This is a genomic window from Trinickia terrae (assembly GCF_005144415.1).
GTDB lineage: Bacteria > Pseudomonadota > Gammaproteobacteria > Burkholderiales > Burkholderiaceae > Trinickia_A > Trinickia_A terrae.
Genome location: NZ_SWJE01000004.1, coordinates 26,443 through 39,299, shown reverse-complemented (window position 1 = coordinate 39,299; position 12,857 = coordinate 26,443). Strand labels below are relative to the sequence as shown.

The window sequence follows — 12,857 nt, the reverse complement described above, 5'->3', positions numbered from 1 at the left end:
CTGCACGGTTGTTTGCAATCTGGAGGTGGTTGGCGATGTTTTGAGCTACCTCGGATCTATCCGGAAATCAACGGCAGTAGTACGGAGTTGGTGGTTTGATTCGAGGCCGACTTGTATCTGATTTAATCGGTTATCGGATTTTTTAAAGTGTTTTTCCTTGAAGAAGGAGCAGTCATGAACTGGACTAAACCCGCTTACACGGATCTACGTTTCGGTTTCGAAATCACGATGTACATCGCCAGTCGTTGAGCATGAGGTTGTCGGGCAGCGACGTCTCTGCGCTGTCCGACGGCCCTTACCGATCCGTGCAGTCAATGTCCAAGATGTAGTTGAATGTCAGGAGAACCGCCGCCAGCTCGATGGTCCGCAGCGGGTTCACCACGGTTGCGGGTAAGTGAGCGGGGGATTTCAGGCAGCACGATTCTCGTGCAGCCTGTCATAAAGAAAGTCGACGAATGTTCGCACCTTGGGGGGCATCTGATGACTGCTGGCGAAGACGGCAAAGAGCGTGGCGGCATGCCCTGCAGAGTGTCCTTCAACGCGGACCAGGCGGCCGCTGGCGAGATCTTGTTCGATTAGCCAGTCCGGTAGATAGGCAGCGCCCACGCCTGCCAGTGCCGCTTGGTATGTGAAAGTCGTATCGCTTGACTTCATTACCGGATCAAGGCCGATAGCTGAGCCGGCAGAAAATGCCTGCGCCTTCAGCGGCCCGGGTTTCAGGTAATTTGGCAGCACAGCGGCGAGCACGCGACGTTGTGCGGATCCCGCAGCGTCCACGACATGGTGAAGGTAGCTTGGAGCTACTACCAGTTGGAAGCTGACCTGACATAACCGCCTTGCAACAAGGGCTTCGGCCGGTTCGGCAGTGACTCGCAAGGCGACGTCGAAACCCTCTGCAATCAGGTCCACCATACGGTTGTCAAAATTCAGATCGAATCGGACCTCTGGATAGGCCAGACGGTAATCTGCCAGTAAATCCGCAAAGTGTCCTGTAGCGCACCATGAAGGCGCACTCACCTTGAGTTCACCGCGGGGTAGGTTTGAAGCGTGTCCGACCGCTGACGCGGCCGCATCCAGGATGTCGAGAGCCTGCCGACACTGCTCGTAGAACGCGCTACCGGCTTCCGTGAGGCTCATCCTCCGGCTGCTTCGATGTAGCAGGCGTGCTCCGAGTTTGCGCTCCAGCCGTGCGAGTTGCTTGCTCACCATCGGAGGGGCGATGTTTAGGCGCTCGGCTGCAGCAGCAAAGCTACCTGACTCGACGATCTCCCGAAACACTCGCAATCCGCTCAGATCCAGTTCGCCCATGATTTCCTATTCCGGCAACTATCCGGTTCCAATGGTGACATCGATTTCCAGTATTGGAAACGTTAACCTTGGAAGGGTTCATTGAGCTGGTTGTTCTCGCCAGCGGATAGGATTGCAAAATTTCATAGGAGAGAAACGATGGCTGCGACTATTGCACCCTCAGTACGTCCCGGAAAGCTTCTGCGTCGTAGCCTGTGGGGAGCCCAGATTGTGGTGGCCCTGGTGTTTTGTGCTGCCGGAGTTGTGAAATGTCTTGCGCCCATGTCGCAACTCAGCGGGATGCTTCCTTGGGCAGGCCAGCTTCCGCCGGTCCTGGTGAGAATGCTTGGCCTGATCGATCTAGCTGGCGGGCTGGGCATCTTCTTGCCATCTCTCACGAGAATCAAGCCGAGCTTGACAGTCCAGGCCGCGTTTGGATGCATTGCGTTGCAGTTGTCCGCGATTGCGTTTCACTTATCGCGCGGCGAGGTATCAGTACTGCCGCTGAATTTCGTTTTGCTTCCGTTGTGTATCTTCGTGTTCTGGGGGCGCGGTAAGCGAGCACCTATCCTGCCTGCCGCTTGAAAACCTGACATCCCATCCAGTCAACGTGCTGTCCCGAAGGAACCACCGATGGGCTTGCCGACATACTTCATCTCTCACGGCCCAGGCCCGTGGCCAGTTATGCCGCACCTTCAAGGCGCGATGGCGCGGCTGGAGCAGTCATTGCAGGATATTCCGCGCCAACTCGGTGTCCGGCCCCGCGCGATACTTGTAATATCTGCCCATTGGGAGGAGCCTGATTTCAGCCTGACGGTGGCCACCCAGTTGAAACCTATTTACGATTTCTTCGGATTTCCAGCGTCGGCATACCAACTTTCCTACCCGGCAAGGGGATTGCCCGAACTGGCTAATCATGTACGCGACCTTCTCGAATCCGCTGATATCTCGGCGCAGCTCGATACAAAACGTGGGCTTGATCATGGTGCCTACGTGCCATTGATGGTGATGTATCCCGATGCAGATTTGCCCGTGGTGCAATTGTCGCTGAAAAGCAACCTGGATGCGGCTCAGCATGTCGCCCTTGGGCGGGCGCTGGCACCCCTTCGTGATGAAGGGGTCCTGATACTGGCAAGCGGAATGAGTTACCACAACCTGCGCCGCCTGGGCCACCTGGCCAAGGTGCCATCGGAAAGCTTCGACCGCTGGTTGTACGAGAGTCTTAATGGCTTCAGGGGCGTCGAACGGGTGGCGCGCCTGGTGGACTGGATTTCTGCGCCGGCGGCTCGTGACGCGCATCCACGGGAAGAGCACCTGATACCTTTGATGGTCGCGCTTGGGGCCGCTGAGGAAGAGCCGGCGACATGCGTCTACCGGGAGCGCGATATTCTTGGCGGCGTGGCGGCCGCAAGCTTCAGATTTGGTAATGCCGCCACACCTCCTGAACATTTAACAAAACTGAGTATTTGAATCGTAAGCGCGAACTCTCAGTTGACGACGCAGAGCACAGTCAGGACGACTGCCGGTCGGGCGCGCGTGCTTTAGGGAAATGCTGATTTATCTGGCTCGGTGGTCATCACCGACGCGGCCAAGGACGTTGTAGAAGATAGTTCATGGAACGAACCCACGACGATGAAACGGCAAATGAGCTTTGCGGAAGCGGAAAGCGTGGGCAAGAAGCGCGTAACCCGGCGTCAGCGTTTCCTGGACGAGATGGAGAAGCTCGTGCCGTGGTCGCGATTGCTGACGGCAATCGAGCCATACTACCCGAAGGGAGCTCGCGGCTGCCCGCCGATCGGTCTGGAGCGGATGCTTCGAATCTACTTCCTGCAGCAGTGGTACAGCCTGTCCGACGAAGGGGGAGGATGCGCCGTACGACAGCATCGCGATGCAGGCGTTTGCCGGGATTGATTTGGCCGTCGAGAACGTGCCGGATGCGACCACGCTGCTGAAATTCCGGCGCCTGCTTCTCGAACATGACCTGCACGCAAGCTGTTCGGCGAGATTGGCATCTCGCTGTGCGAACGCGGGCTGATGATGAAGGAAGGCACGCTGGTCGATGCGACGATCATCGAAGCGCCGCCGTCGACCAAGAACGCCGAGAAGCGTCGCGATCCGGACATGCATCAAACGAAGAAAGGCAACGAGTGGCACTTCGGCATGAAGGCGCACATCTGCGTCGATGCCGATTCGAGGCTGGTTCACAGCGTGGTCGGCACGTCCGCCAACATGCCGGATGTTTCGCAAGCGCACGCGCTGTTGTTGCACGGTCACGAGCAAGAAGCGTTCGGCGACGCAGGACGGTGCGCTGAAGGATCTGGTGATCTCGCTCGAGCGAACCAAGGCGCAAATCCGCGCGTGGGTCGAGCATCCGTTTCATGTCGTCAAGAACCTGTTCCGTCATCGCAAGGTACGCTACAAGGGGCTGCTCAAGAACACGGCGCAACTGTTCAGTCTGTTCGCCTTGGCGAATCTGGCGATCGCGCGAAACCGGCTGCGGTCGATTCATGGGGGTAGTCCGTCATAACTCCTGCTGAGCGATTCGGAGCGCGAAGACCTGCAAGCGCTGACGATGCGACGCAAAACCGCGCAGGCCTTGGCATTGCGGGCGCGCATCGTGTTGACCTGTGCCGATGGCATGAACAACAAAACAGTTGCGGCGAAACAGCGGGTCACACAGCAAACGGTTTCGAAGTGGCGGGCGCGGTTCGTGATTCATCGCGTGGGCGGCTTGCTCGATGCACCACGGCCCGGTGCACCGAGGACGATTGATGACGCACGCGTCGATGCGGTCATCGCTAAGACGCTCGAGTCCGTGCCTGTCGGAGCGAATCACTGGAGCACGCGCACGATCGCTCGCGAAATGAAATTGTCGCAGACGGCGGTCACACGAATCTGGCGTGCTTTTGGCTTGCAACCGCATCGGCGGGAAACGTTCAAGCTCTCCGGCGATCCGATGTTCGTCGACAGGGTGCGAGATATCGTCGGGCTTTACCTGGACCCGCCGCTCAAGGCCATGGTGCTGTGCGCGGACGAGAAGAGCCAGATTCAGGCGCTCGATCGCACGCAACCCATGTTGCCGTTGGCGCCCGGCATCCCTGAGCGGCGTACCCACGATTACATGCGCCACGGTACGACCACCCTGTTCGCGGCGCTGGACATCGCTACTGGTGAAGTCATCGGCGAGGTACATCGGCGCCATCGCAGCAGCGAATTTGTGCGCTTTCTGCGCACCATCGAAGCCAGCGTGCCGTCTTACCTGGAGGTGCATCTGATAATGAATACCGGCGCCAAAGCCGCCGAAGACCAAGCCTGACGCCGGGGATGTTCCGTCGAGCAACAGGACGCTCTTCTGACGCCGGTCGGCGAACGACGAACCCACAGGCTTAGGTCGCCAATCGACCGGTACGCTTCAAACCACCTTTTCCGGCCACCATGGCTTCGGGGCTCGGTCGACCAAGTAGTCATCCAGGTTTTTCCACTCGAGCCATCTTGCGATGACTGTCCACCAACAACCGTCGATTCCAGAAAACTTGAACGCTAATAGGCGTTCCCAAGTCGGTGTCCAGCATTTGCCTATGAGGGCGCTGGGAGGGCTACATGTCGATTGCTACCGCGAAACCCGTTGTATCAGCAAGCTTGAATGACGAAACAGCCATCTTTAGTTTGGCTGCCTGGTTCTCGAGCGACTGAGCCACCGCTGCCGCCTGCTCGACCAGCGCCGCATTCTGCTGCGTCACCTGGTCCATCTGATGGACGGCCTGGTTGACCTGTTCTATGCCACGACTTTGCTCGTCCGACGCACCAGCGATTTCACCGACGATTTCGGAGACACGCTTGATAGCACTTTTGATCTCACCCATTGCAGCGCTAGCTTCGATGGCCTGTTGCGAGCCATTCTGAATCGTTGCTACGGATGAGGCAATGAGGTCCTTGATTTCCTTAGCCGCAGATGCAGATCGCTGAGCCAGGCTGCGAACCTCACTGGCCACAACCGCGAAGCCCCTTCCTTGTTCGCCAGCTCGAGCCGCTTCTACCGCGGCATTGAGCGCAAGAATGTTTGTTTGGAACGCAATCCCTTCAATCACGCCCGTGATTTCGGAGATCTTGTTGGAGCTGCCGTTGATTCGCTCAATGGTGGCAACCATGGCTTGAACGACATCGCCGCCTGTACTCGCGATTTCCGTGGCGTTCGTGGCCAGTGCATTTGCCTGACGCGCATTGTCGGCGTTCTGCTTCACCGTCTCAGTCAATTGCGTCATGCTGGACGCGGTCTCCTCCAGCGAGGCAGCTTGTTCTTCTGTACGTGTAGAAAGATCAAGGTTCCCAGCTGCAATTTCTTGCGTGGAGGTGATGACGGAATCAGTCGATAAATGCACCGCGCACATGGTCTCTTCTACACGACGCATCAGCTTGTCGAACGCGACGGCTGCGCGACCGAACTCGTCCATGCGCGGACTCGAAGACCGCTTTGACAAGTCGAGAGTTGTCGCAATCTCCTCAAAAATCCTTACGACGCGGTTCATCCCACCGCATACGACACGGTGCAAATGGAGACCACAATAGATCGCGACGGCACATCCCATTGAGGCCACCGCAATCAGACTCGTCAGGGACGAGCGGTATGAGGAAACCGCGTTCGCGTCGAGGCGGCATAGCGCGATAACCGCCGCGAGTCCGACGATGAACATCAGCGTTGCCAAGGTGCCGAACGCAAGCAACAACTTGAGTCTGATCGTGAAGATGAATTTCTGCACTTCGTATCCCTCGTGACTGACGACGCGCCTGCGCCATCAAAATTGGCCGCCATCGTCCACCTTTGCAGATGCGTCGCGGAAGCGATTACTGTGCGGCTTTCGGCACCGAGTACAAGGCGTCCGCATACGCGAGTCGTATATCAACCGGCTTTAGAAACAACCGAATTGTCCGGATCTTTCAATAACGTCCGAAAACCGGTCCACTAGGAGGCCATAGGCGTGTTGGCTGAGCGTTCCTGATTCGTCGGCCTACCTTGCTTTCCTATCCGTGTCGCTCCGATCCTCATCTACCTCGGTACCGTGCCGGGCGCCTCTCGAAGAACGCGGCCACTCCCTCGGCGAAGTCAGCGGTGCCGGCACACGCGGCAAATGCAACCGCTTCCGCATCCAGTTGCCCGTGCAGGTCGCGACTGAATGCATCACGAACCAATCGTTTCAGACTGCCCAGCGCGAGCGTCGGACCTTCTGCGAGGATTCGAGCAAGCTTGCCGGTCTCATCCGACAACGCGTCGGCTGACACCACACGGTTGACCAGTCCAATCCTCAATGCCTCCGCCGCATCAAGGGTTTCCCCCAGCAGCGCCATTCCCATGGCCTTGCGCATGCCGACAAGCCGGGGGAGTGCCCAGGATGTCGAACAATCGGAGCTCGTACCAATGTTGACGTAGGCAAAACTGAAGCGAGTGTCTTCCGCAGCGATAGCAAGGTCTGCTGCAAGCGCAACTCCGAGGCCACCGCCTGCTACGGCACCGTGCAGGCTGGCCAGGACGGGCGCATCCATCGCGGCCAGCAAGGCGATACCGTTGTGCATCGGACCAATCAATGCCCGTGCGGTAGCAACCGGGCTCTCTTTTATTGCCGCTAGGTCCCCACCTGCGATGAACGCGCGGCCCTCGCCGCTGATCACCACAACTCGTACGTCCTCGTCGTCGGCGGCCGCCTGACAAGCGGCGAGAAAGCCCTCTGCGGTCAAAACGTCGATCGCATTCAAGGCCGCTGGGCGATTGAACCGGATGTGTGCGATTGCGCCGTCGCGCCAGTAACGCAGTGGGGCATCGACGTCATGGATGCTCATGCAACCTCCTCCGGGAACAAATAATAGGCCAACGTGGCCCCTCGGTTTGCCTGGGCGTCGCCGAGCTCGCTGCGGGCCACCACTCGCAAATGGACTTCATCCGACCCGTCGACAAAATGCATTGCGCGACTTGAGCCAGCACTCCCTCTGTTCGGATGTTGCGAACATGTGCAGCAGCTCCATGTTGCCGGTGTCCGGCGCATTGCAGTTGAAGGCCTCCGACGTCCAGGGGACCCGGCCCATAATCTCAGCTATCGCCACGTAGTCGAGGTTGCTCATACGCGTCCCGGGTTCGCCGTCACCCAGCAAGGGCAGAAACATGTTCCAAAGGCCAGCTTCCTTGGCCAAATTCTTGAGCGACTCGATCACGTCGAGCGGATAGATGCCGCCTTCAGCCAGACGATGCCACCCACGATTTGCCGGCAGCACATGTCGGTTCATGAATCGCTTCAACGTATCCTGCATGGCAATGGCATCTGTTGAAAACCAAAAATCCATGACGATTTCCTGAAAATACATCACCAAACCAATTATTTAGTCGAATCTCAGGATTGAGCGTTCACGACAGGAAGTTGCCCCCCTTTTCTTGCGAAGACTGACTTCCGGCGTCGATGGGGTGTCTATCCGTCGGGTCACTCTTCGTACACGTCTTTCCATCAACATCGCCGATGCTCTCTGTGATCAAAAAGTCTCGCGGGAGGGCCGTTGCGTGACGAATCCTACGGTCGATCTGATAATCGCGCCGTTGATACGAACCTCTGCGAATTACTTCCACGTCGTCGTTGACAGCCCTGTCAATGCTCTTTCATAACAGCCGCAATCGAAATTGCCAAGATCGCGCCGAGACCAAAGCATTCGTCAATTCACGGCGCGCGTCTTGCCCGCCCAATAAGGCTCTCGAAGTACATTTTTCAACAGTTTGCCGGTCGGGTTTCGCGGGAGAGTGTGCACCACGTCAACGGAGCGCGGGCACTTGTAATGCGCAAGGCGGGCACGGCAGAATTCGATAACGTCCTTCTCATCGATTCCGCTTCCTGGCCGCGGCACGATACAGGCTTTGACAGTCTCGCCCCAAATTTCATCCGGTACGCCGATTACTGCGCAGTCGAGTATTGCAGGGTGATTCATCAGAACGTTTTCTACTTCGATCGGGTAGATGTTCTCTCCACCTGAAATGATCATGTCCTTGATCCGATCCTCGATGGACAAATACCCATCGCGCAACAATCCAGCATCGCCGGTTCGGAGCCAACCGGTTTCGCCATCCTTCCCTTCCGGAAACGCGTCACGCGTCGCCTTCTCGTCGCGCCAGTATCCGATCATATTCTGCGGCGAATGAATCCAGATTTCGCCGATCTGTCCTTCAGGCAAATCTTTACCGCTCCCAGTATCCACGATGCGTAGCCGGGTGCCATCGCAGGGCTTGCCGGCTGCGCGCAGCAAGTGGGCGCGCGGACCACCAGGATCGTGGTCTTCTGGCATCAGTGCAACAACGGTGCCAGCGGTTTCGGTCAATCCGTAGTTCTGGACGAACTTGCAGCGGAATACGCGAAGCGCATCCGTCAGAACTTTCTCGGTGATCGGCGCGGCGCCGTAGCCAATCACCCTGAGAGAGGAGAAATCGTTTTCCTCCACACCTGGCACTTGTAGCAGGATATGGATCATCGCGGGTACGAGGAAGCTGTGAGTGATGCCATGCTCAGAGAAGGCAGCGGCGACTTGCTGCGGATTGAAATCCGGTAAGGTGACCGTGGCTCCACCCGCATACAGTGCGAGGAGGGATAGTCCCAAGCCCCCAATATGAAACGTAGGCGAGACGTTCAGCGTTACGCTAGGGCCCTCCGCATATCCGTACGCGTCGCCTATTGTTTCGCACATGCCGATCAGGTTCCGATGCGACAGCTCCACGCCCTTTGGCCGCCCTGTGGTACCAGATGAGTAGATCTGCAGCGCAGCATCTTGCGGGTCTGCCTCATACGCCGAAGCAAGGTCGGGAAAGGCACTGCTCCACTGACCCAACGATTCCCGTCCGTCAACAGGAAGTGTCGATACCATCTTTACCACCATTGGTGTCGTGATTGACTCAACCGTATCGAGAAACTCAGCGTCGGCCATCATGAATCGTGCTTCACCGTGGTTCACAACGTATTCGACTTCCAGTGACGCTAGACGCCAGTTTACTGGCATGCATACCGCGCCGATCTTCTGCGCTGCTATGACGAGGAGCGAGCACTCGGCCATCTGTCGGGTCAAACAGGCAACACGGTTCCCCTTCTGTATGCCGAGACTAGTCAGCGCGTTGGCGATTCTGTTTGTCTCTAGATCGACTTCCCTAAAACTCAGACTACGCAGCGGCGTACGAAAAGCGATCTGATCCGGCATCGCCCGAGCAAGACACGCAATAGCGGCACTGAAGCTTGGTTGGCCCATGTTGTCTCCGTTTCTTCTGTCAGTCGCAAACCAATAGCTTGGCGGCGGATCAAGCCCGCCGCAACTACTGTTTCGCACTCGACTATTTAGTCACCGCTTACGTTGCGTGCATGCAGCTAACCTAGATCTGCACGGGTGCGACGGCGCCGCGGAGGTCCCATTCGACAAGGTCGAGCTGCATGTTGCGTGACGTATCCTGTCAGCCCGCTTGTTTGAAAGGCGGATGTCCCTACAGCCGTTCGATGATGGCAACATTTGCCATTCCGCCGCCTTCACACATCGTCTGTAACCCGAAACGCTTGCTTCGACGCTTAAGCGCATAAAGCAGCGTCGTCATCAGCTTGGTACCCGACGCGCCGAGTGGATGGCCCAGCGCTATGGCGCCGCCATGAACGTTCAAGCGAGACGGATCGGCACCGGTTGCCTGCAACCAGGCCAGCGGTACCGACGCGAACGCTTCGTTGACTTCGAAGAGGTCGATGTCGTCGATCGTCAGTCCGGCCCTCTTGAGCGCCAGCTGGGTAGCCGGAATAGGCGCCTCCAGCATGATCACCGGATCATGGCCGATCATTGACAGGTGATGGATGCGCGCCATCGGCGCGATTCCCATCGATTTCAGCGCTTTTTCGTTGACCACCATGACACCGGTCGCGCCGTCACAGATCTGGCTGGCGTTGGCCGCAGTAATGATGCCGCCCTCCTGCAGCGGCTTGACGCTCTGGATGCCTTCGATCGTCGCATCGAAGCGAACCCCTTCATCGGACACGTGCATTTCGCCGCTCTTCGTACCGTCGGCGAGTCGCACTTCGACCGGCAGGATTTCGTCTTTAAACAGCCCCTCGCGAGTGGCGATCGTCGCGCGCCGATGGCTGTCCAATGCATACTGGTCCAGCGCATCCTTCGACAGGCCGTATTTTTTCGCCATCATCTCGGCACCCGTGAACTGGCTGAACTCGCCGATGTCCGGATAGCGGGTGCGGATCTGCGGACTCATGTAAAAGCCCATGCCGTTCTTCTGCGGCAACGCACTGGGCGTGAACATCGGCACGCGCGTCATGCTCTCCACCCCGGCGGCGATCACGCAATCCATGGTGCCCGACATCACCGCCTGCGCCGCGAAGTGCAAGGCCTGCTGCGAAGAACCGCACTGTCGATCGACGGAAGTGCCCGGAACGGACTCCGGTAGCCGGGACGCAAGCACCGCATTGCGCGCCACATTGGTCGATTGCTCGCCCACCTGGCTCACGCAGCCCATGATGACATCATCCACCATGGCGGGATCCACGCCGCTGAGATCGATTAGCGTATCGAGCACTTGTGCGGCAAGGTCGACCGGGTGCCAACCAGCGAGTTTTCCCCCGCGACGGCCTCCGGCCGTGCGCACAGCAGCGACGATATAGGCTTCAGCCATGTTGCTTCCTTATCAAAAAGATTGGCAAACATTGAGATTGAATTGGCATTCTTGACCTTTCGCACGCTTTCCGGCTCGTCCTAAAGGACGATTTGCGGCACGGCTTCAGCCAAGCACGCCTTTTTGCTTCAGATCGTCGATGGCAAGCCGGTCGAAGCCAATGTCGTGGAGGACACCGAGGGTACGCAACACCATTTCCCGGCAGTTGAAGCTGACAAAAATGTCGGATTGGATTGCCCGCCGCCGATACGTTCCACGCGCATTTCGCCGCACGTCAGATTGCTCACGGCTGTCCTCGTAACGGGTCATGTCCGCTGGAACACCGGCTCTCGCTTCTCGAGAAAGGCCTGGACGCCCTCGCGAAAGGACGGCAGATCGAGAAGTTCTCCTTGCCGCTCCTTTTCATATTCGAGCTGCGCGGCGAGGTCCTGGCTGCCTGCCTTATCGAGTGCCCGACGCGCTTCGGACACCGCATGAGAAGGCGCACTAGCGAGACGGGCCGCCATCCCGCGCGCTTCATTCATGAGCATGCGGTCATCGACACATGACCAGATCAGCCCCCATTCCGCAGCCTTTTCGGCCGGCAGGCGATCGCCGAGCAGCATGAGACCCATGGCGCGCGCACGACCCACACGTTGCGGCAGAAACCAGGTGGTGCCCATGTCCGGCACGATGCCGAGACGCGGCAGGAAGTTGGAGAGGAAAAAGGCTGAACGCCCCGCGATGACGATATCCGCCGCCAGCGCGATGCCCACACCAGCACCCGCCGCTGCGCCGTTGACCGCCGCAACGACAGGAATCGGCATGTTCTGCAATGCGAGGATCAGCGGATTTGACAGGTCCTCCATGATCTGCGCGACGGATTGACCAAGCGAACCACCGCTTCCCGTATCCAGGTGTGCCAGATCGGCGCCGGAGCAAAACGAGTTGCCGGCTCCGGTGACAATCAGCGCTCGCGCGTCGCCCTGCTGCGAGAGGTGATCGAGTGCATCGAGCACCTCGTCCTGCAGATGCGCCGTCAATCCGTTGCGACTCGCCGGCTGGTTGAGGGTGAGGATTGCAGTCGTATCGTCCTGTTCCAGCAGGATGGCTTCATAGCGCATAGCGATCTCCTAGCGCGGAGCCATACGAATTGCGCCGTCGAGACGCACGCTCTCGCCATTGAAGTACTCGGTCAAGATCATGAATTCCGCGAGCGCTGCATACTCGTCGGGCTCACCGAGACGCTTCGGGAACGGCACTGACGCCGAGAGAGCAGTCCTCACGTTCTCCGGCAAGCCTTCAAGCAGAGTTGTATTGAAGATGCCCGGCATAATCGTATTCACGCGAACGCCCTCGTTCATCAAATCGCGCGCCACCGGAAGTGTCATGCCGACGATACCGGCCTTGGACGCCGAATAGGCAGCCTGTCCGATCTGCCCATCCTCGGCGGCGACCGATGCCGTGTTGACAATGGCACCGCGCTCGCCGCTGGGCAACGGGTCCAGCGAAAGCATGCCTGCGGCCGACTTCGCCATGCAGCGGAAATTCCCAACCAGATTGATCTGGATGATGCGATCGAAGGCATGCGTGGCGTAGTGCTTGATCTCGCCAGTGGTCTTGTCACGGCTGGCGGTCTTGATCGCATTGCCGGTACCGGCACAGTTCACCAGCACCCTCTCCTGGCCGATCGCTGAACGGGCCCGTGCAAAAGCGGCATCCACCTGCTCTTCAGAAGTGATGTCGACCTTGCAGAATACGCCGCGCAGCTCTTCGGCCAACGCCTCACCCTTTTCCGCATTGAAGTCGAATATGGCAACCTTGACGCCCCGCGCCGCCAGCCGGCGAGCTGTCGCTTCGCCAAGTCCGGAAGCACCACCGGTGATCACGGCAGAAATGGTGTTGTCGAGTTTCATAT

The 12,857-nt window shown here is 58.4% G+C and carries 12 protein-coding genes and 2 pseudogenes; 5 read left to right on the top strand and 9 right to left on the bottom strand.

Translation table 11 applies throughout. The features are described 5' to 3' along the window. Window positions 1-174: 174 nt before the first annotated feature. Window positions 175-249 (top strand): pyrroloquinoline quinone precursor peptide PqqA, encoded by a 75-nt coding sequence (pqqA, locus tag FAZ69_RS07880; RefSeq protein WP_136893669.1) that lies wholly within the window; start codon window positions 175-177, stop codon window positions 247-249. Window positions 250-408: 159 nt separating this feature from the next. On the opposite strand, the gene FAZ69_RS07875 is transcribed toward pqqA, so the two are convergent. After that, window positions 409-1,308, bottom strand: a complete 900-nt coding sequence (locus FAZ69_RS07875) for a LysR family transcriptional regulator (protein ID WP_136893399.1) — start codon at window positions 1,306-1,308, stop codon at window positions 409-411. A 138-nt stretch (window positions 1,309-1,446) separates the two neighbouring features. Here FAZ69_RS07875 and FAZ69_RS07870 point away from each other — a divergent pair, with 138 nt between their 5' ends. From FAZ69_RS07870 to FAZ69_RS07855, 4 genes and pseudogenes are all read left to right on the top strand, one after another. Then, a complete protein-coding gene (locus tag FAZ69_RS07870; RefSeq protein ID WP_136893398.1) occupies window positions 1,447-1,872 on the top strand; it encodes a DoxX family protein in 426 nt (141 codons plus the stop codon). 48 nt (window positions 1,873-1,920) lie between these two features. Further along, the gene (locus tag FAZ69_RS07865; protein ID WP_136893397.1) at window positions 1,921-2,757 is read left to right on the top strand and encodes a DODA-type extradiol aromatic ring-opening family dioxygenase; all 837 of its coding nucleotides are present in this window, start codon (window positions 1,921-1,923) and stop codon (window positions 2,755-2,757) included. 162 nt (window positions 2,758-2,919) lie between these two features. Next, window positions 2,920-3,814 (top strand): annotated as a pseudogene (locus tag FAZ69_RS07860) (IS5 family transposase). A gap of 3 nt (window positions 3,815-3,817) precedes the next feature. Beyond that, window positions 3,818-4,570: pseudogene (locus tag FAZ69_RS07855) on the top strand (IS630 family transposase); the annotation flags it as partial. 313 nt (window positions 4,571-4,883) lie between these two features. Here FAZ69_RS07855 and FAZ69_RS07850 read toward each other — a convergent pair. The 8 genes from FAZ69_RS07850 to FAZ69_RS07815 form a co-directional block, all read right to left on the bottom strand. Further along, the gene (locus FAZ69_RS07850) at window positions 4,884-6,044 is read right to left on the bottom strand and encodes a methyl-accepting chemotaxis protein (protein ID WP_136893396.1); all 1,161 of its coding nucleotides are present in this window, start codon (window positions 6,042-6,044) and stop codon (window positions 4,884-4,886) included. A gap of 283 nt (window positions 6,045-6,327) precedes the next feature. After that, a complete protein-coding gene (locus tag FAZ69_RS07845) occupies window positions 6,328-7,119 on the bottom strand; it encodes an enoyl-CoA hydratase/isomerase family protein (protein WP_136893395.1) in 792 nt (263 codons plus the stop codon). A 96-nt stretch (window positions 7,120-7,215) separates the two neighbouring features. Next, the gene (locus tag FAZ69_RS07840; RefSeq protein WP_136893394.1) at window positions 7,216-7,617 is read right to left on the bottom strand and encodes an acyl-CoA dehydrogenase family protein; all 402 of its coding nucleotides are present in this window, start codon (window positions 7,615-7,617) and stop codon (window positions 7,216-7,218) included. A gap of 360 nt (window positions 7,618-7,977) precedes the next feature. Beyond that, on the bottom strand, window positions 7,978-9,549 hold the full coding sequence (locus tag FAZ69_RS07835) for a long-chain-fatty-acid--CoA ligase (RefSeq protein WP_136893393.1): 1,572 nt from the start codon (window positions 9,547-9,549) through the stop codon (window positions 7,978-7,980). A gap of 229 nt (window positions 9,550-9,778) precedes the next feature. After that, the gene (locus FAZ69_RS07830; RefSeq protein ID WP_136893392.1) at window positions 9,779-10,960 is read right to left on the bottom strand and encodes an acetyl-CoA C-acetyltransferase; all 1,182 of its coding nucleotides are present in this window, start codon (window positions 10,958-10,960) and stop codon (window positions 9,779-9,781) included. Window positions 10,961-11,065: 105 nt separating this feature from the next. Further along, entirely contained in the window at window positions 11,066-11,269 is a 204-nt protein-coding gene (locus tag FAZ69_RS07825; RefSeq protein ID WP_136893391.1) for a hypothetical protein, read from the bottom strand. Next, window positions 11,266-12,063: an enoyl-CoA hydratase-related protein gene (locus FAZ69_RS07820; RefSeq protein WP_136893390.1), complete on the bottom strand. Its 798-nt coding sequence runs from the start codon at window positions 12,061-12,063 to the stop codon at window positions 11,266-11,268. The genes FAZ69_RS07825 and FAZ69_RS07820 overlap by 4 nt, the downstream gene beginning before the upstream one ends. A gap of 9 nt (window positions 12,064-12,072) precedes the next feature. Beyond that, on the bottom strand, window positions 12,073-12,855 hold the full coding sequence (locus FAZ69_RS07815) for an SDR family NAD(P)-dependent oxidoreductase (protein WP_136893389.1): 783 nt from the start codon (window positions 12,853-12,855) through the stop codon (window positions 12,073-12,075). Window positions 12,856-12,857: the final 2 nt, after the last annotated feature.

Coding starts and splice junctions, on each gene's coding strand:
- FAZ69_RS07825 (WP_136893391.1), bottom strand. CDS start 11,269: ATGACCCGTTACGAGGACAGCCGTGAGCAATCTGACGTGCGGCGAAAT.
- FAZ69_RS07865 (WP_136893397.1), top strand. CDS start 1,921: ATGGGCTTGCCGACATACTTCATCTCTCACGGCCCAGGCCCGTGGCCA.
- FAZ69_RS07875 (WP_136893399.1), bottom strand. CDS start 1,308: ATGGGCGAACTGGATCTGAGCGGATTGCGAGTGTTTCGGGAGATCGTC.
- FAZ69_RS07835 (WP_136893393.1), bottom strand. CDS start 9,549: ATGGGCCAACCAAGCTTCAGTGCCGCTATTGCGTGTCTTGCTCGGGCG.
- FAZ69_RS07830 (WP_136893392.1), bottom strand. CDS start 10,960: ATGGCTGAAGCCTATATCGTCGCTGCTGTGCGCACGGCCGGAGGCCGT.
- FAZ69_RS07845 (WP_136893395.1), bottom strand. CDS start 7,119: ATGAGCATCCATGACGTCGATGCCCCACTGCGTTACTGGCGCGACGGC.
- FAZ69_RS07870 (WP_136893398.1), top strand. CDS start 1,447: ATGGCTGCGACTATTGCACCCTCAGTACGTCCCGGAAAGCTTCTGCGT.
- FAZ69_RS07815 (WP_136893389.1), bottom strand. CDS start 12,855: ATGAAACTCGACAACACCATTTCTGCCGTGATCACCGGTGGTGCTTCC.
- FAZ69_RS07820 (WP_136893390.1), bottom strand. CDS start 12,063: ATGCGCTATGAAGCCATCCTGCTGGAACAGGACGATACGACTGCAATC.
- FAZ69_RS07840 (WP_136893394.1), bottom strand. CDS start 7,617: ATGGATTTTTGGTTTTCAACAGATGCCATTGCCATGCAGGATACGTTG.